Origin of the sequence: Arthrospira sp. PCC 8006 (genome assembly GCF_046480465.1) — a bacterium.
GTDB lineage: Bacteria > Cyanobacteriota > Cyanobacteriia > Cyanobacteriales > Microcoleaceae > Limnospira > Limnospira platensis.
In genome coordinates, this window is the sequence record NZ_PKGG01000092.1 from 1 (window position 1) to 18444 (window position 18444).

General features: G+C 45.2%; 11 protein-coding genes and 5 pseudogenes. 8 read left to right on the plus strand and 8 right to left on the minus strand.

Annotated elements, in window-relative coordinates; all coding sequences use genetic code 11:
* The 4 genes and pseudogenes from B9T16_RS14445 to B9T16_RS14460 form a co-directional block, all read left to right on the plus strand.
* A partial coding sequence (locus tag B9T16_RS14445; RefSeq protein ID WP_410245100.1) for a reverse transcriptase N-terminal domain-containing protein occupies positions 1–161 on the plus strand: 161 nt, incomplete at its 5' end.
* A gap of 21 nt (positions 162–182) precedes the next feature.
* Positions 183–425 carry a hypothetical protein gene (locus B9T16_RS14450; protein ID WP_014277121.1) on the plus strand — a complete coding sequence of 81 codons (243 nt, stop codon included), beginning with the start codon at positions 183–185 and terminating at the stop codon, positions 423–425.
* A pseudogene (locus B9T16_RS14455) lies at positions 364–616 on the plus strand (hypothetical protein). Before B9T16_RS14450 ends, B9T16_RS14455 begins: the two are co-directional and overlap by 62 nt.
* 1937 nt (positions 617–2553) lie before the next feature.
* A pseudogene (locus tag B9T16_RS14460) lies at positions 2554–3126 on the plus strand (IS630 transposase-related protein); the annotation flags it as partial.
* Positions 3127–3143: 17 nt separating this feature from the next.
* Here B9T16_RS14460 and B9T16_RS14465 read toward each other — a convergent pair.
* Together B9T16_RS14465 and B9T16_RS14470 are read right to left on the minus strand one after the other, a co-directional pair.
* Positions 3144–3300, minus strand: a pseudogene (locus B9T16_RS14465) (transposase); the annotation flags it as partial.
* A 1174-nt stretch (positions 3301–4474) separates the two neighbouring features.
* Positions 4475–4664 (minus strand): annotated as a pseudogene (locus tag B9T16_RS14470) (hypothetical protein); the annotation flags it as partial.
* Positions 4665–5181: 517 nt separating this feature from the next.
* Between B9T16_RS14470 and B9T16_RS14475 the strand changes: the two are divergent.
* Together B9T16_RS14475 and B9T16_RS14480 are read left to right on the plus strand one after the other, a co-directional pair.
* Positions 5182–6372 (plus strand): group II intron reverse transcriptase, encoded by a 1191-nt coding sequence (locus B9T16_RS14475; RefSeq protein ID WP_410245093.1) that lies wholly within the window; start codon positions 5182–5184, stop codon positions 6370–6372.
* A gap of 145 nt (positions 6373–6517) precedes the next feature.
* The gene (locus B9T16_RS14480) at positions 6518–7405 is read left to right on the plus strand and encodes an alpha/beta fold hydrolase (RefSeq protein WP_014276190.1); all 888 of its coding nucleotides are present in this window, start codon (positions 6518–6520) and stop codon (positions 7403–7405) included.
* Here the strand turns inward: B9T16_RS14480 and B9T16_RS14485 are convergent.
* The 4 genes and pseudogenes from B9T16_RS14485 to glmM all read right to left on the minus strand — a co-directional run bounded on the left by B9T16_RS14485 (position 7376) and on the right by glmM (position 12900).
* Positions 7376–7879 (minus strand): N-acetyltransferase family protein, encoded by a 504-nt coding sequence (locus B9T16_RS14485; RefSeq protein ID WP_410245094.1) that lies wholly within the window; start codon positions 7877–7879, stop codon positions 7376–7378. The two genes, B9T16_RS14480 and B9T16_RS14485, sit on opposite strands and share 30 nt — an antisense overlap.
* 322 nt (positions 7880–8201) lie before the next feature.
* Positions 8202–9365, minus strand: coding sequence for a hormogonium polysaccharide biosynthesis glycosyltransferase HpsO (hpsO, locus tag B9T16_RS14490; RefSeq protein WP_410245095.1), 1164 nt, complete (start codon positions 9363–9365; stop codon positions 8202–8204).
* A gap of 285 nt (positions 9366–9650) precedes the next feature.
* Complete coding sequence (gene hpsL / locus B9T16_RS14495) at positions 9651–11279, minus strand: hormogonium polysaccharide biosynthesis protein HpsL (protein WP_410245096.1); 1629 nt, start codon at positions 11277–11279, stop codon at positions 9651–9653.
* Between the two features lie 156 nt (positions 11280–11435).
* A pseudogene (gene glmM / locus B9T16_RS14500) lies at positions 11436–12900 on the minus strand (phosphoglucosamine mutase).
* A 318-nt stretch (positions 12901–13218) separates the two neighbouring features.
* On the opposite strand from glmM, the gene B9T16_RS14505 reads away from it, so the two are divergent.
* A complete protein-coding gene (locus B9T16_RS14505; RefSeq protein ID WP_410245097.1) occupies positions 13219–14904 on the plus strand; it encodes a hypothetical protein in 1686 nt (561 codons plus the stop codon).
* Positions 14905–14998: 94 nt separating this feature from the next.
* Here B9T16_RS14505 and ilvB read toward each other — a convergent pair whose 3' ends face one another.
* Entirely contained in the window at positions 14999–16837 is a 1839-nt protein-coding gene (gene ilvB, locus B9T16_RS14510) for a biosynthetic-type acetolactate synthase large subunit (RefSeq protein WP_410245098.1), read from the minus strand.
* A gap of 424 nt (positions 16838–17261) precedes the next feature.
* Here ilvB and B9T16_RS14515 point away from each other — a divergent pair, with 424 nt between their 5' ends.
* Entirely contained in the window at positions 17262–17600 is a 339-nt protein-coding gene (locus B9T16_RS14515) for a P-II family nitrogen regulator (RefSeq protein WP_006616905.1), read from the plus strand.
* A 114-nt stretch (positions 17601–17714) separates the two neighbouring features.
* Here B9T16_RS14515 and rdgB read toward each other — a convergent pair whose 3' ends face one another.
* Entirely contained in the window at positions 17715–18296 is a 582-nt protein-coding gene (gene rdgB / locus B9T16_RS14520) for an RdgB/HAM1 family non-canonical purine NTP pyrophosphatase (RefSeq protein ID WP_410245099.1), read from the minus strand.
* Positions 18297–18444 lie beyond the last annotated feature (148 nt).

Sequence of the window (18444 nt, forward strand, 5' to 3'; positions counted from 1 at the left end):
CATGGAAGGCAATCCCGTTGACTAAGGTTCATCTGAAAGTGTTCAAGCTCCAAAAGAGTATATTCCATGCAGCTAAATCGGGACAAGATGCAAAGGTAAGATGGGTGCAACGTCTATTGGTGAAATCAGTTTATTCCAGGCTCCTAGCAGTGCGACTGTAGGGGCGGGTTCCACGGTCAGCCATGCTTCCCAACAGTCAGCTTAATAAACCCGCCCCCCAAGCGGGTCAAGGCAAGAAAACAGCCGGTGTTGATGGAGTAAAAGTAATATCTCCAAGACAAAGGTTTGAACTTGCTGAGAGCATTAAGGGAAACCTCAAAGCAAAACCACTGCGACGGGTGTGGATTCCAAAACCTGGAAGGGATGAAAAAAGCTGGAATAGGAATACCCACAATCCAAGACAGAGCAAGGCAAGCCTTGGTTAAGTCGGCTCTCGAACCAGAATGGGAATCGAGATTTGAAGGCACAAGCTACGGGTTCCGTCCTGGACGGTCTGCCCAAGATGCAATARCCAGAANTATATCTAAGTATCAAACACGAAAGTTATTATGTGCTAGACGCTGATATAACGTGCGAGACGTTTAGGAGTGAAATAGGGCTGCAATGCCTGAAATAACCTCCTAGTGGGACTTACACCCCTTGGTGGAATATAAGGGATTCGCACCCCTGACCATCCCATAACTATCTATGTGTCTCAACATCTGGCTTCGACAACCAGATAAGGCAGAGAGACTCAAGGTCAAAACTGAGCGAAAAAAAAGAGGGAAAGTTATGAACCCCTTGAGTATAACGTAAGGTTGAGAGTAACGGCGATAGCCACCCCCAGTTTTGGRAATCAYAACYCCAGGATTGAAGCGGGGAACGGAAGGCGTGAAGTAGAACCTACTACCARAYGCGACCACTGCCAACCATCCATGATTAGGGAAACCGAATGTCCGGCTTGAACCATCGTAAWTATTAAGTAGCGAAATAGGTTGATACGCTGCGCTCAAAAGAGCAAGGGGAAAAGTAGGAGTTTTCATTCACTACCTACACAGACCTTTAAAAGTACCCCGGTGGAAAGGACAAGTCTACAGATGGAATGCCCATATAAACGGAACGTTTAAACCCCTTTTTAGGCTCTCGACAAGTACATCTTGTTGAGCAGTGAAAGTGTAATCGTATGCCTTTAAGGGGAAGGGATGTGACTGAAAGCCAAGGCCTAATTGTAATGGTTAGGATATGCCCACTAGTCACGGTGTAGATATAGTTACTGCAATCAACAGGAGTTTAACGGCGAAAGCGAGTTTAAATACTACGATGTTGTATTTAGCTCCAAAAGTTGAAGTACAAAAGCAGGGGTTGGTAACCCTGTTCCCGTTGCCAAGGGGTATCTACATCAGGAGCCGTGTGATGCGAAAGTATCAAGCACGGTTTGGAATGGGAGTGGGGGAAGGCGACTTCCCTCTCGACCCCTACCAATAGTGCGATACGTTTAGGAGTCAAATAAGGCTGCAATGCCTGAAATAACCTCCTAGTGGGACTTTCCCCCCTTTGTGAAAAATATGACTCGTCCCCTGACCATCCCATAACTGTTTATATGTCCCAACGTTTGGTATAAAAATATACAAACAAGGCAGGGAACCCAAGGTCAAAACGAACTAACTCATACAATTCCTTATAGGAAGCCCAGAAATGGATAAGTAAAGTTAGGGAGTTAGGGTAACGGCGATAGCCACCCCCAGTTTTAGGAATCACACCCCGTCAGATTGAAGCGGGGAACGGAAGGCTCCAAGGTGTAACCTAACACCAGAAACGAGACCACTGCCAACCATCCATGATTAGGGAAACCGAATGTCTGGCATGAACCACCGTCAATATTAGGTAGCGAAATAGGTTGACACGCTGCGTTCAAAAGAACAAGGGGAAAAGTNGGRGKYTTCTYTACCTACCTGCACAGACCTTTAAAGTACCCCGGTGGACAGGACAAATCTCAAGATGGAATGCCCGTATAAACGGAACGTTGTAACCCCTCTAATGGTCTGCCTATAAACAAGTGAGTAATGCTATTCACAAGGCAGTAGTGAAAAATGTAAGCGCATGGTGCGAGACGTTCGGGTATGAAATAGGGCTGAAATGCCCTAAATCACTACCCGGTGAGGATTACAGCCCCGAATTTGGATATAAGGATCGCACTCCTGACCATCCTCATAACTGTTTATATGTCCCGACGCTTAGGGAACTAAGCAAGGCAGGGAACCCAAAGTCCTAAGCGAACTGAGAAATCACAGAGCAGAGGGTAACGGCGATAGCCACCCCCAGTTTGGGGAATCATAACCCCAGGATTGAAGCGGGGAACGGAAGGCGTGTGGAGGAACCTACCTCCTACTCGACCACTGCCAACCATCTATGATTAAGGAAACTGAATGTCCGACTTGAACCATGGTAATACATTAGCAGCGAAATAGGTTGACACGCTGCGCCCAAAAGGGCAAGGGGAAAAGTAGGGGGCTCATACGACTACCTGCACATATAGCACAAGACAGAAAAGTTAGGACGTATAATGGCAAGGATATCTACAGAAGACCCAAAAGGCCAGCCCCCTACAGTTACGACCTTAGACAAAAAGTTATTAATGCAATTGAACTAGACGGTATACCCAAAACCGAAGCCAGTCAAGTTTTCCATGTCAGCAGGAACACCATCAATCTCTGGCTGCAAAGAAAAGAACACACCGGCGACTTCCTCCCTAAACYTAATCGCCCACCTGGTCATAGCCACTAAATTACCGACTGGCAYAAATTCAAGGCTTTTGCCTAAGAGCATGGCGACAAAACCTCCGCTCAGATGGCTCAACTTTGGGATGACGACATCTCTCCTCGCACCATATCCAGAGCCTTGAAGAAAATTGGCTTCACCAGAAAAAAAACTTACGGCTACCAAGAACGTGATGAGCAACAGCGAGAGGAGTTTATTGCTCATATTGAAAAGATGGAGCCGGAAGAGTTGGTTTACCTCGATGAAGCTGGCATGAATAGTCAAGACTCGGATTATCCTTATGGTTACTGCGAGGAAGGACAACGCTTCGATGCCCTCAAATCCGGGAAGAGGCAGGGCAGGATGAGCATGATTGCGGCATGGTGTTATAGCACTAGTCAATACGGTTAGGACGCAGCCTTGAGAACATAATCCATGGCATCATGGAGAGAATCAAACTGCTCACGTGCAATGGCGAATGCGGGCTTTCAACCACGACCAACATTTCTCTATCTTGTTGAGGTCTGGCGAATAAGGCGGAAGATAGAGTAAACGGCATGGTGCGAGACGTTTAGGAGTCAAATAAGGCTGCAATGCCTGAAATAACCTCCGAGTGGGACTTTCACCCCTTGGTGAAATATAAGGGACTCGTACCCTGACCATCCCATAACTGTTTATATGTCCCAACGTTTGGTATAGAAATATACAAAACAAGGCAGGGAACTCAAGGTCAAAACGCCAAACTGGAAATATTAATGATTCCTTAACAATTGCGTTGAGAGTAACGGCGATAGCCACCCCCAGTTTTGGGAATCATAGCCCCAGGATTGAAKCGGGGAACGGAAGGCGTGAAGTAGAACCTACTACCAAATGCGACCACTGCCAACCATCCATGATTAGGGAAACCGAATGTCCGGCTTGAACCATCGTAATGATTTAGCAGCGAAACAGGTTGATACGCTGCGTTCAAAAGAGCAAGGGGAAAAGTAGGGTAATCATGACATCACCTACACAGACTTTTAAAAGTACCCCGGTGGATAGGACAAATCTAAAGATGGAATGCCCGTATAAACGGAACGTTTAAACCCCTTTTAGGCTCTCAAGTGGCAGGATGTACCTGCACAGTAGTGAAAAGTGTAAGCGTATACCTTTAAGGGGAAAGGATGTGACTGAAAGCCAATGCCTAACTGTAATGGTTAGGATATGCCCACTAGTCACGGTGTGGATATAGAGACCGCGACAAGTAAGAGTTTGATGACGAAAGCGAGTTTAAAGACTACGTGTTGTAGTGCGAGACGTTCGGGTATGAAATAGGGCTGAAATGCCCGAAATAACTACCCGGTGGGGATTTCAAGCCCTTGGTTGAATATAAGGAGCGCACTCCTGACCATCCTCACAACTGTTTATATGTCCCAAAGTTTGGTATAGAAATATACAAAACAAGGCAGGGAACCCAAGGTCAAATGAACTAACTTATACAAATTCCTCGTAGGAAGTCCAGAAATGGATAAGTAAAAGTTAGGAAATAAGGGTAACGGCGATGTGCGAGACGTTTAGGAGTGAAATAGGGCTGCAATGCCTTAAATAACCTCCTAGTGGGACTTCCACCCCTTGGTGGAATATAAGGGATTCGCACCCCTGACCATCCCATAACTATCTATGTGTCTCAACATCTGGCTTCGACAACCAGATAAGGCAGAGAGACTCAAGGTCAAGACTGAGCGAAAAAAAGAGGGGAGTTGTGAACCCCTTGAGTATAACGTAAGGTTGAGAGTAACGGCGATAGCCACCCCCAGTTTTGGGAATCATAACCCCAGGATTGAAGCGGGGAACGGAAGGCGTGAAGTAGAACCTACTACCAAATGCGACCACTGCCAACCATCCATGATTAGGGAAACCGAATGTCCGGCTGAACCACCGTAAAGCATCAGTAGCGAAACAGGTTGATACGCTGCGCTCAAAAGAGTAAGGGGAAAAGTAGGAGACTGCTATAACTACCTACATAGACTTTTAAAGTACCCCGATGGACAGGACAAATCTAAAGATGGAATGCCCGCATAGATGGAACGTTTAAACCCCTCATTGGCTCTCAAGTGGCAGGATGTACCTGTGGAGTAGCGAAAAGTGTAAGCGTATGCCTTTAAGGGAAAAGGATGTGACTGAAAGCTAATGCCTAACTGTAATGGTTAGGATATGCCCACTAGTCACGGTGTGGATATAGAGACCGCGACAACTAAGAGTGTTTATGACCAGAGCGAGTTAATGACTACGTGGTTGTATATAGCTCCGAAAGTTGAGGTCATAAAGCAGGGGGTTGTAGCCCTGTTCCCAATGACAAAGGGGTATCCACATCAGGAGCCGTATGAGGTGAAAGTCTCAAGTACGGTTTGGAATTGGAGTTGGGGAAGGCGACTTCCCTTTCGACCATAACAAAATGCTCTTACCGTGAACCATGATTACCTACTGTCCAAAATTCATTGTCCAAGCAGCCTGAAAAGAGACTTGAAACAATGGTTAAAAGCGGGTGTGCTAGATAACGGCGTATTCGAGGATACAGAAGCTAGGACTCCACTTGGAGGGGTAATAAGTCCAATACTCGCCAACATCGCACTGTTGGGTATGGGTAGGTTAATTGAAACAATGTATCCTAAGAAAAAGAACGTGGTACAAGCCACAGTAGTGAGATACGCCGATGATTTTGTAGTGATATCACCATCACTAGATATCATTGAACAGTGCAAAACTGCTATTTCCGAATGGCTAAAACCTGTAGGATTAGAAATAAAACCTGAAAAGACCAGAGTGTGTCATACACTTAACCCCATACAATGTGAGGGTAAAACAGAAGAGCCAGGCTTTGATTTTTTAGGATTCAACATCAGACAATACCCGGTAGGAAAATACAAAACTGGAAAAACAGGTGGGACAGCAAGCCGATTAATCGGACACAAAACCCACATAAAACCCAGCAACAAAGCAGTTCAAGCTCATACAGAAGTGATTAAGGGTGTAATCAAACAACATAAAACTGCACCCCAGTCAGCCCTGATAAGCAGACTAAACCCAATAATACGGGGATGGTCAAATTACTACTCAGGAGTCGTCTCAGTCGAAACCTTCAACAAGCTAGACCATACAATCTGGAAGATGTTACGGGCATGGACAGTATCAAGATGCGGAAAGGCAAGTCATGAAAAACTGAGGAATTACTTTAGACCCGGAACGCTCAAGCTCAGTAATGGGAAAGAAAGGCATGAAACTTGGTTATTCCAAACCGAGGACGGTCATCAGTTGTGGAAACATAACTACACGCCGATTGTCAGACATACCCTAGTGCGCCCCGAAGCAACACTTTATGACGGAAATTGGACTTACTGGGCAACCAGAAAAGGACAAGCAATCGACACGCCAGCAAAGGTAGCCAAACTACTCAAAAAGCAAAAAGGCAGGTGTACCTGGTGTGGGCAATACTTTACCCCATCAGACCTAGTTGAAGTAGACCACATTGTAGCTCGAAGCCACGGTGGAAAGGATGAATACAAGAATCTTCAGCTACTGCACCGCCACTGCCACGATGATAAGACGGCGTTAGATAACGCCAACGCTGTGTCCATAACAATGGAACAATCAGACTAGGAGCCGTATGAGGGGAAACTCTCACGTACGGTTCTGAATGGGAGGGGGAGATGGTGACATCTCTCTCGACCCCTAATTATGTCAATTATAGGGGAATCATCTGCTTAGTACGCAAGTTTTTAGCTGGTGACGGATTCAGAGTAGGATGTTATCTATGGCAACTATTAAAATCCACAGCGTTGGACACGCCTATGATCTGACGGCTCCAATAGATGGGTCCGATGTTGTTGTATTTATTCATGGCTGGCTGCTGAGTCGTCGGTATTGGCAACCTGTAATCGATCGCCTAAAACCTCAGTATCAGTGCTTATGCTATGACTTGCGAGGGTTTGGCGATTCTCAGTTAGCCAGTCGCCATCCATATTCTTGTGACTATGCTCCGGCTTCTTATGCTCAGGATTTAGGGATATTACTCGAGGAGTTAAATATCTCTAAGGCTTGGCTTGTGGGACATTCTTTAGGGGGGACGATCGCACTATTAGCGGCACAGCAATTGAGCGATCGCATTGCGGGGGTGGTTTGCGTGAATGCTGGTGGTGGTATTTACCTAAAAGAGGAATTTGAGCGTTTCCGAGTCACAGGGGAACAAATTGTCAAGTTTCGTCCGCGATGGCTTTGTTGCCTACCTCTAATTGATTTGCTGTTTACCAGGGCGCAAGTCGCTAGTCCGGTTTCTAGGGAATGGGGCCGCCAGCGATTAATTGATTTTGTGATGGCGGACCCAGAGGCGGCCTTAGGTGCTTTATTGGATTCGACTACGGAGACAGAAGTGCATCGCCTCCCCCAAGTGGTGGCTCAATTACAGCAGCCTGTGTATTTTTTGGCAGGAATGTGCGATCAGATCATGGAACCTCAATATGTTCGCCACCTGGCTAGTTTTCATCATCTGTTTCGCAGTGGCTATCAAAATGTGATTGAACTTGCTAATTGTGGACATTTAGCCATGATCGAACAGCCTGAGCAAGTGGTTGGTCACTTACGGGATATTCTGGCTCAACATGGCTCAACACAAGTGCAGCCCCATAATCACTAAATCCCGTTTGACTCCATCAATGACAGCTATCTGTGGGAGATAACCCCATTGTTGAAAGCCAAAACTGTCAAAGAGTTTCAGGCTGGGTTGGTTATGGGCAAAAATTAGAGCCAGTAGAGTTTCACAGCCAAACTTTGGCCCTTCTTCTATGGCTTGATGGAGTAGTTTTTTGCCAATTCCCTGTCCCTGATAGTCAGTATGGATGTATATACTCAGTTCGGCAGTAGCATCATAGGCGGCTCGCTTCTTGAACGCCTGAAAACTCAACCATCCAATTATGCGACCGCCAATTTCCACGACCCATAGGGGGCGTTGGGCTGACTGACATTCCCGATACCAGCCTAACCGACTCTCAACGGAAATTGGCTCTAGGTCAGCCGTGGCGATTTTTTGGGGAACGGCTAAATTGTAAATTTCGATAATTTGGGGTAAATCGTTTTCGAGTGCATCACGAATTTTCAAGTTATTCTCCATAAACTCCCGTACACAGTTTATTGGCAGTTGCTCACTCAGGCTTTGACCACATATTCTGAGTGTGAATATTTGATTCACAGCCTAAATATAAACTTGAAACAATCATCAGATATGCCTTTGGCTAGTTTATGGTGTGGTTAGTGCTTTGGTCAGTAATCTTGAGAGCGCGGAAAGGATTTGGGGCTGCCAGTGGTGGTTTCATAATGCGATCGCCTTCTAATATTAGGGCTAACTGTCGATAAATCGGTATTTTAGACTACCAATTTTTGAAAATTCTAGGGCGGAACCTGTGTCCTTGGGAAATACTGCATTTTCCGGGAGTTCAAAGTTGTTTATAGAATTCCAACTGTTGCTTGGCTAGGGCATGGTTAGTGTAGCAGGAGAGGGCTCGCTCATATCCCCGTTGACCTAGTTCTTGGGTCAAGTCTGGGTTACTGATTAACTTTTCTAGGCAGTCCGCCAGAGCTTCGGGGTTCCCTTCCGGGAAGACTAACCCAGCTTGGTCAATTACATAGGGAATTTCCCCAGAGTCCGAACCAATTAGGGCAACTTGGCAAGCCATAGCTTCGATGAGAACGTGGCCGAATTGTTCTTTCCAGCCGATGGAGGTTAGGGTTTTAAATTTGTAGGTGGTTTCCGAGGGTAAAACTAGGGTATTCATGACATTGATATATTGCCAAACCCGGTCATGGGCGACACTCTCGACTATAATTAGCCGGTCTTGAATCCCTAATTCCTGAGCTAGGTCTAAAAGTTGCGATCGCAGCTCTCCCCGCCCTAGTAGTAACCATTTCCAAGGGTGATGTTTGACCTTAGCTAATGCTTTAGCTAGGGTGATTAGTCCTTTTTCTTCCACAAACCGACCAACGAAGCCTACCACAAAGGTATCCGGTTCTATGCCTAATTCCGCCCTTAATTCCGGTTGTGGTTCCGGTTTAAATAGGGTTTCATCGACTCCTAATTGAGGCATCACCTCCATCGGTCCTTGATATCCATGGTCGCGCAAAATTTCCGCCCCGTCCTGGTTTCCTACAATAATACCATCAGTGTTACCTAGGTTATATTGTTCCAGTAGCGACACGGGAAATTTGAGAGTATATGGTAAATTCCACCAGGTAAAAAACACATTTTTCGCGCCTATACCTAGGAGTTTATTTAGGGTAATAAATTCAGCATAGGTTAAGGCTTTTGCCCCTTGCTCGATTTGGATAATATCAGGTTTAAACGATTGTAACAGAGGAATTAAATCCAGACCAAAAGTCAGCAAACCTTGGTTATTTTGACTAAGGTTAGATATAGGAACCACCTTAAAATTTCCCTCATCCACAGGTTCGGATTTAACCTGCTCACTTTGGACACCGCCAGGGTTCCAAAGACGGGGTACAATCACTATAACCTCAATACCCGGTTCAAGGTTAGCTAAAATCCGCAGTTTCTCCCGGTTGAGATCAACAATATAAGTGTGACTAGCGACAATAATTTTCATAGCTATCAATTGCCTGTTGTTTGCTAATTAGGTCGAGGGGAAGGGTGGATGATTGAAATTAAATATTCCCACTGGTTATCTAAGCCGTAGTTAATCAACAGCTAACCCATGCTAGACCATAAATATAGTTTATCCTAACTCTGTCAAAAAAGCGAATTTGGGGACGAAGAGACACCTAACTAGACCGCCACATAGTCGGGGGATAATGATGGCTATGTTCGCGGGCATTTATTAGTCATGGTTGCCAGTTTTTGACAAGTTATTGCATAAGGAGATTTTGAGATATTATATTTCATCTTCATCTAATTCTCCTTCTTCTATGAGTCGTTTAATTTCTTGCTTATCAATTTCCGGTAATTTATAGATAACCCCGGCAAAGTACCAATAATAAACCGCTACCGGGTCAACATCGAGGGGATAATAATAGGTGTTGTAACTAATCACCAAAACAAACACCCAGAAAGAAGCCCCAAAACTGCGGAGGCTTTTTTCTTTAACGGAACGGTAAGTTTTAAAAGCCGTGAAAGTAATCACAGTTACAAAAAATAGAAAAGCGATCGTCCCTAGGGGTCCAATTTCATAAATCAGCTTGGGATAGTAAGTTTCAATCAATCGAGTTCTGCCAAAAACACGAGCGGAGTTAGTCGCTCGTCCGAGACCATTACCAAGGATTCCCCGTTGTGCGCCACTGCTTTGATCAAACTGCCCGGAAATAAAGTCGGTGGGAGGGGAAGCATTCCACCGACTGACAAAACTATCAACTCGTTCCTGAACCATTTCTGGGTTAACAATCATGACTATACCCAAAAGTAATCCGAGACCCCCACCAATAGGAATAAAGCGCTTGAGATTAGCAATTTGTCCAGTGAGAACCAGTAGAATAATTGTCACTACCGGCACTAATGCTAAGGCAATACGCTGTCCAGAAATCACAGCATTTACAAATACTAATGCCATGCCAATTAATCCGGCTATACGCCATTTTCCTGATGGATCACTAAAGGCGGTAGCAAAGGTAAAAAAGGCGTTAGCAATTAAAAACCAAGCCCACTGCCAAGGAGCGACAAACGTTCCCGGAAGTCGGATCATATTTTGGGAGGGGCTAAAAACTAAAGATCCGCCTACGAAACACTTATACTCGATGGTTGCTTGAAACAGATCGTCTCCTGTCAGATGGTCAGTTCCTTGACAGCGACCACTGGCGAGAAATTGATATTGTACCATGCCCAAAAGGCAACATATAATTGCCAGTATTAGGGTCATGCGAGTTAAAAACAGCAAATCTTTTTTGTCTCTGATATGGTAGTAGGCACAGGTAATTAGGGGAATATAACCCATAAATACCTTTAAACCCAAAATTCCCATAGCTATGGGTTTCTCGCCCGGTCTGGGGTCAAGTTGTTGCAAGCCATTGACGCAAATGATGGTGAGAATACAAAAACCCAGAAGAATTAGCAGAGGTTGTTTAAGAGCCTTGGGAATAATGATAGGGAGTCCTTTGCTTTTCCAGTCTTTATACATAGAAGCTAAGGCTGGAAAATAAAAGCCATCTTTGGCAAGCTGAAATATGACATTTCCGCCCCCAATCCAGTAAGTAATAGTTCCAGAGAAGGGCATATAGATTAGGAAACCCCAGAGACCATGACGGGGGTATTTATAGCAAAGAACCAAGACTAATATGCCACCACCACCAGCAATGGCGAGTCTTTCATCTTTGACGAAAAACAGAGCCACCCCAACGATCGCACCAACAATTAGAGTGGGAATTACAGTGCCTAGAACAGCTTTAACGTCTTTAGCAAACTGGCGCTGTTTAGCTTTAAGTTGGGCTTTAGTTAGGGTCGGCTTTTTCTGCTTTTGTTTGGACTTTTTTTTCCGGGACTTCTTTTTTTTGGATTTAGTCTTAGATGCCATTTTGGKTTCAATTCTAAGTTGGGCAGTAACTAGGCATTTGTAACTTGCTCCCCGACTAAAAACCGCCTTGTTTGGTCACGCTAATCGAAATTATATACCAACAATTAGGGGACTGCCCAATCTGATCCGCCCTGTTATGCCCATCATTAGGGGAGATTAGGCAATTAAGTATTGTTGCACCACTCCCACTAAGCGATCGCACCAATATTGCACCAGGTTAGGGTTAGCCGCTTCTACCATAACTCTGATCAGCGGTTCAGTACCAGAAGCGCGCACCAGTATACGACCTTGATCCCCCATATCAGCTTCAGCATTAGCGATCGCATTTTGTAGAGGTTCGCAGTTTTTCCAATTACGGCGGCTGTCCGGGTTCTCAACTCTGACATTTCGTAACAGTTGAGGATAGGTGAGGAAACTATCATCCACCAGTTGGTTGAGCGATTTTTGCGATCGCTTCACTAAAGCTGCTAGGTGTAATGCCGTCAGTAGACCATCTCCTGTGATGCTGTAGTGATGACAGAGGATATGGCCCGACTGTTCACCCCCCAACATAGATCCCGTCCGCTTCATTTCGCTGTGGACGTGCTGATCTCCCACCGGGGTGCGGATCATTTTTCCTCCCTGTTTTTCCCAGGCTCTCTCAAATCCCAAGTTTGCCATAACCGTAGAAATAATCAAATCCTCGGGCAGTTGCTGCGCGTTTCTGAGGGTCTGCCCCCAGAAGTACAGGATATAGTCGCCGTCAACGGTACGACCCCTGCTATCGACCGCTAACACCCGATCTGCGTCTCCATCAAAAGCAAATCCTAAATGGGCTTGATGTTCTATAACAGCTTCGCGGAGTAGGTCCAGGTGCGTAGACCCACAGTTAACATTAATTTGATGACCGTTGGGAGACTCATGTAAACAAATCACTTCGGCTCCCATTTCTCTAAATACTTGAGGTGCAATATTTACCGCCGCCCCCCAAGCCAGATCCAAAACCACCCGCATTCCCTGTAGGTTAGTAGTTGGTAGCAGGGGACGATACAGAGAATCAGCATAATTCTGGACTAATTCCGGTCTGTAGTAATGTTGTCCACAGGAATCAGAATAAACCGGGAAGGCTTCCGCCCCCCGTAGGGCTGCTTCTATTTGCTTCTGGAGGTCGCTGGAGAGTTTTGTGCCGTCTGCGCCAAAAAATTTGATTCCGTTATCTTCTGGGGGGTTGTGGCTGGCGGATATCATCACCCCACCCATAGCTTTACAGGTTTGGGTGAGGTAGGCTACTCCCGGAGTAGGACAAACTCCTAAATTCCATACTTCTAGTCCCGCCGCCGTTAACCCCGACGATAGGGCCATCGCTAACATATTACCCGAAATCCGGGTATCTTGTGCCAGGATGACAGGGCCGAGATTTTCCTGTTGCTGGCGGAGAATTTGTCCAGCCCAAAAGCCTACCTGTAGCGCCAGCGGTGCGTTTAGAAGTTCTCCGACTCGCCCGCGAATGCCGTCTGTACCAAATAGGGGACTACTAGGAAGTTCCCCCCCCAAAGACGGGACGGGTTTTGGCCGGGTTGACTGAATTCGCTACTGGGCGCGATAGTTTGACGTTCTGGGAAGGGACTGGTGTTGATACCATGTTATTCACTCCTCTCGATGTTCACACACTCACAAAGGAGGATAGCACGTCCGGAACTGAGGAACCTTGATCTACAATTCAAGTCTTGAGTTGATGTCTGGTAGCCTATGAGGATATTTTAAGTTTTGCGATCGCCTTTTCAACCACTCGGCTAATATACAGATGACCTAGTTTGACGTAGTTAGGCGTTATTTCGTTCCTAGGTTTAAGGTTGAACTGATAGGATGTTATGTTATTCTAACTCCCTGGACAGCCTCTGGCGTGGAGGCTGATACTTAGGACATATTCAATTCATCATTGGGGAAAAAGTTAAGTTTAATGTTCAAAATTAATCAAGGGCGATCGCTCCTTATTTATCGGGCTATATTAATTGTCATTATCGCTCTGGCAGGTATAGTTTGCTATTATCCTATTATTAACTCATTTTTTCTGTCAGATGATTTAGTGTTAATTGCCATTTTTGAACAGGTCGGACCTTGGGGATTGTGGGTCAATCAACAACATGGTCAATCTTTGTTTTTTCGTCCGGTTCTGAGTTTAATCAGTTTCCTAGATTATCAAATTTGGGGTAATGACCCCCTCGGTTATCATTTAACTAATTTGGGATTTCATCTCAGCAATGCTTTAGCAGTAGGTTGGACTGCTAGTTTATTAGTTCGTAATTTTCCCATTGGTCGCCACTATAAAATAGTTTTACCCTATATTTCCGGGTTTGTATTTTTACTACTTCCTAGTCACACCGAAGCAGTTTCGTGGATTTCTGCGCGCACAGATGTCATCTCTAGCTTTTTTGGGTTTGTAGCTTTTATCGCTTATTTAATCGGCAGAAATTCCCGATATAAATATCCTTATATATTATCTCTACTGCTATTTTTTATGGCAGTGCTATCAAAGGAATCTCTCGTCACCTTTCCTGGGTTGATTATTTTGTTTGAAATTTACGACTATTTTACCAATAAAAAAGATGGGAAATTGTGGAAAAAAAGACTAGGCTTAATTATTCCCTATGTGGCAGTTTTAGCAGTTTATTTTATCTGGAGAGTTATCAAAATTGGTACACTGGTAGGGGGATACGGTGAGGATATTCATTTAAGGTTTGATTGGGCTCATATTGCCCAAAATTTGATTATCTACCCAACTAGGACTTTTCTGCCCCCGATTTTTAACTCTAATTTTAGTCTGTGGTTATCGATTTTTTGGCTAATTGTTCTCCTGTCCTTAGCTTGTACTTCCTTACTGTTTAAAAGCCGCACTCCCGACCCAACTATCCCCCCTTTACTGCTGTTTTTAGCAGGTAGTTTTTTTGTAGCGGTTTTACCTGCTATCAATGTATTTGTGTCAATTACAGACACCCAAGGGGAAAGATACCTCTATTTCGGTTCTGGGTTTGCGTCAATTTATCTAGCAGTAGTCCTCGCGTGTTTGTGTATGAATATCCGGCTGATTTTGGTCGTCTCCTCAATTTTACTGTTGATTTTTGGGTTGACTGTTCAATCTTTGAACCAAAATTGGCAGGTGGCTGGTTCAATTTCTCAAAATATTCTTTTGGGGATGTTACAAGATAACCCTAATACCCCCGCTATTATTACTGCTATTCCTGATAATTACCGGGGTGCTTATATTTATCGGACCGGTTTAATACAGGGTTTGTATCTATTTGGGGGGGGTGAAAAATATGCGATCGCATTTAGTCGCGAACCCGGTGACGGACCCTTTGAAAGGGTACAATTTACCACCAATAGCATTCAGACAGTCATGCACCATAATTTACGCGAATTGGACGATACAATTTTAATTAGACAAGATACCCCAGAGATTTATCAATTCAACTTGTCTAACCCCGAAACTTCCTTTTTACCCTGGCCGAAAAACTCCTTAAAAACTCTTGACTACGAAGTGATTAAGTTTGCGCCCACCCAATATCAACTACTCTTAAAAAATCCAGATTTGGCTGATCATCTTATTTTCTATTCCGACGGAAGGTTAACCGCTTCCCCCTATTAACTGATATGTCGCCAGATAACAGAATATCCATAATTGACCCAGTAGAGACAAGACCAACCTTGTCCCTACTATTTACTAGGTGATAGATGACTGTTTACAGTTTCGTGCCACACTCAGGACAGAAATTGTTACTGGCGACATTTTTCGCCCCACAATTACTGCAATAGATTAACTCAACCGCTTTTTCTAACTGCCGGCGTTCAGGTAATCCTATCATCTGAGCATTGCTCTTTCCTGGTGCTACCATAGGATAACAATTTTCATCCTTAGTAACATGAACATCCATCAGCACAGGACCCTCATAAGCCAACATTTCCGCTAGTGCTTGGTGTAATTCGTCACGACTCTTAACGACCATGCCTTTTACCCCATAGGAACGTGCTAACATTTCAAAATCTGGCATTCCGATTTCCATGTTAGAAGCCGAATAGCGCTCACCATAAAAGGCTTGTTGCCACTGGCGGACCATACCCTGCCAACCGTTATTAATAATTACAGTCTTGACATTTATGCCATATTGTGCTATAGTAGCCAGCTCCTGGATGTTCATTTGCACACTGGCATCCCCAGCAATACAAATCACCTCACGATCGCTCAAAGCCACTTTAGCTCCCATAGCCGACGGGATACCATAGCCCATAGTTCCTAACCCAGCGCTAGATATCCACTGACGGGGGCCATTTTTCAAAAATTGAGCCGCCCACATTTGGTGCTGACCCACATCTGTGGTATAGTACGCATCCGGTGCCATTTTTCCTAATTCTGCGATCACCTCTTGGGGAGAGAGACTATCAGAATAAGAGGGAACCACCAGGGGATAATCTTCCCGCCAACGGTTAATCCGCTCTAACCAGGATTGAGTTTGATTATCGTTGCCGACATCTCCAATTTCCCGGCAGCGGCGCAACAGGTCTATCAACACCTGGCGAACATCTCCGACAATTGGCACTTCCGGCGTGCGGTTTTTACCAACTTCCGCCGGGTCAATGTCAATATGAATCACCTTCGCCCTAGAGGCAAATTCATCAAGTTTCCCCGTAACGCGATCGTCAAATCGCGCCCCCACAGCTATTAACAAATCACATTCACTAACAGCAAAGTTAGCATAGGCTGTTCCGTGCATTCCCAACATTCCCACAGACAGGGGATGCTTTTCATCAAAAGAACCTTTCCCCATTAATGTGGTAGTTACAGGAATCTGAAAAAGCTCTGCTAATTCCGCAATTTCTGCATGGGCTCCGGCGGAAATCGCCCCACCACCGACATACATCAGCGGACGTTCTGCTTCTTCTATAAGTTTAATAGCTTGGTTGATTTGGCGAACATTGCCTTTAACAGTAGGACGATAGCCAGGTAAAGAAACCTCTCCTGGATTAACCGGAATATAATCAAATTCCTCTAAACCTACATCTTTGGGAACGTCTATGAGTACCGGACCCCGACGGCCTGTGCTGGCAATATGGAAGGCTTCCGCCACAATGCGAGCCATATCACCCGGTTCACGAACCACATAGGAATGTTTGACTATTGGTAGGGTAATGCCGAAAATATCTGTTTCCTGGAAAGCATCTGTACCAATGGCGGGGCGGGCTACCTGTCCGGTAATGATTACCATTGGTATCGAGTCCATGTGAGCCGTAGCAATGCCAGTAACTAGGTTAGTCGCTCCTGGTCCTGATGTACCAAAGCACACTCCCACTCGTCCGGTAGCTCTGGCATACCCATCAGCCGCGTGGGATGCCCCCTGTTCATGGCGAACTAGGATATGCTGTATACCGCCCTCAGCTTCGGCTCGATACAGTTCATCATAAATGGGGAGAATAGCTCCACCAGGATAGCCAAAAATGTGCTGTACGCCATGACGTTTAAGACTATCAATGAGCGCAAACGCACCTGTTGCACGCCCCGCAGCAATTTTAGTTTGAAGTTGCACGATCGCTCCTCTAATTTAACTATATTGTTGAGTTAAAACCTCTATTTTAGTAAGGAATTTGTTTAAGGGGACTGGGCGGTTAGGGTTTTAACAAGATTTTACATTGTTAAGCCGCCACTATCAGGCCTAACGGTTGGTTCCGATAGGGTTAGGGGGTTGAGGCTTTCCTGCAATTGTATCACGATTTACCAATTGCGGGGCTTTGATAGTGATATCAAATGGTTTGGGCTATGTATGGCTGAATAAATCGGGGTCGAATGTCTACCCCCTGGGGAGATTTGCATCGAACTGGTAGTATCTTAGATAGCTGGTGAGCTGATCTTAAAGAAAGTTCGACCGATTCCCTGGAAGACCTGATCAGCAGGCACTAAACCCAACTGCCAAGTGTAGGATTGTCAAACAGTAAGCGTTAGGAGTGAAAACCTTGAAAAAGATAGAAGCCATTATTCGGCCATTTAAACTTGATGAAGTCAAGATTGCCCTGGTCAATGCTGGCATTGTTGGAATGACGGTTTCGGAAGTTCGCGGGTTTGGCCGCCAGAAGGGTCAGACTGAGCGTTATCGGGGTTCGGAATATACAGTTGAGTTCCTACAAAAACTCAAGGTGGAAATTGTGGTCGAAGATGAGCACGTTGATATGGTTGTAGAGAAAATCGTATCGGCTTCTCGTACCGGTGAAATTGGAGACGGTAAAATATTTGTCTCTCCAGTTGAGCAAATTATTCGTATCCGCACAGGAGAAAAGAACCTAGAAGCAATTTAAACGCTTTCGGCGATTATTCCCCGCCATGAAGCCTCTCCCACCTGGGGAAGTAGTGGTGGGAGTTTCTTATCCACGCCTTGAGACGATCGCACGATCAATAAGTGATCTGGTTTCCTACCCATTGAGAAGGGTACTCAGTTGGGGAAGTAATAGGTCAAAGGCTTTTCCTCGGTGGGAGATTTTTCGCTTGAGTTCTGGAGACATTTGGGCAAAGGTCATTTGCTGCTCAGGAACATAAAAAATGGGGTCGTAGCCAAAACCTCCTTGACCTTGGGGGGTTTGGGCAATCACTCCTGGACATATTCCTTGGACTTGTTGGACAATAGAACCATCAGGACGAGATATGGCGATCGCACAAATAAATTGGGCGCTACGGTCGGCGGCGGTTTCCAGTTCTTTGAGTAATTTACTAATGCGATCGCTATCGGTGGACGCATACCGGGCTGAATATACTCCTGGCATTCCCCCTAGGGCATCTACGGCTAGTCCTGAATCATCTGCGATCGCCCATTCTCCCGTCGCCTTTGCCACTTCACTGGCTTTTAGGCAGGCATTCTCCAAAAATGTGTTTCCGGTCTCTTCAACGTCCAAATTATCGGGCTTAAGCTGCAATTTCACATCGATACCACCCAGATAAGCCAGCATTTCATTTAACTTACCAGGGTTTCCGGTTGCCACTACTAATAGTTTGGTCATATCATTTACCTGTGGGAATGGAACATTCAACAACTATAACTACTGTTATCTGTCCGGGATTTCACCCGCCCCATTTTACAGATCAGTTTTTGGATAGACTGGGAGTAGACTGGGGGGATAATGGGCTTTTGGTGTTTCCGGCTGATCT

Coding starts and splice junctions, on each gene's coding strand:
- B9T16_RS14505 (WP_410245097.1), top strand. CDS start 13,219: ATGTTCAAAATTAATCAAGGGCGATCGCTCCTTATTTATCGGGCTATA.
- B9T16_RS14450 (WP_014277121.1), top strand. CDS start 183: ATGCTTCCCAACAGTCAGCTTAATAAACCCGCCCCCCAAGCGGGTCAA.
- hpsO (WP_410245095.1), bottom strand. CDS start 9,365: ATGAAAATTATTGTCGCTAGTCACACTTATATTGTTGATCTCAACCGG.
- rdgB (WP_410245099.1), bottom strand. CDS start 18,296: ATGACCAAACTATTAGTAGTGGCAACCGGAAACCCTGGTAAGTTAAAT.
- B9T16_RS14480 (WP_014276190.1), top strand. CDS start 6,518: ATGTTATCTATGGCAACTATTAAAATCCACAGCGTTGGACACGCCTAT.
- hpsL (WP_410245096.1), bottom strand. CDS start 11,279: ATGGCATCTAAGACTAAATCCAAAAAAAAGAAGTCCCGGAAAAAAAAG.
- B9T16_RS14485 (WP_410245094.1), bottom strand. CDS start 7,879: ATGGAGAATAACTTGAAAATTCGTGATGCACTCGAAAACGATTTACCC.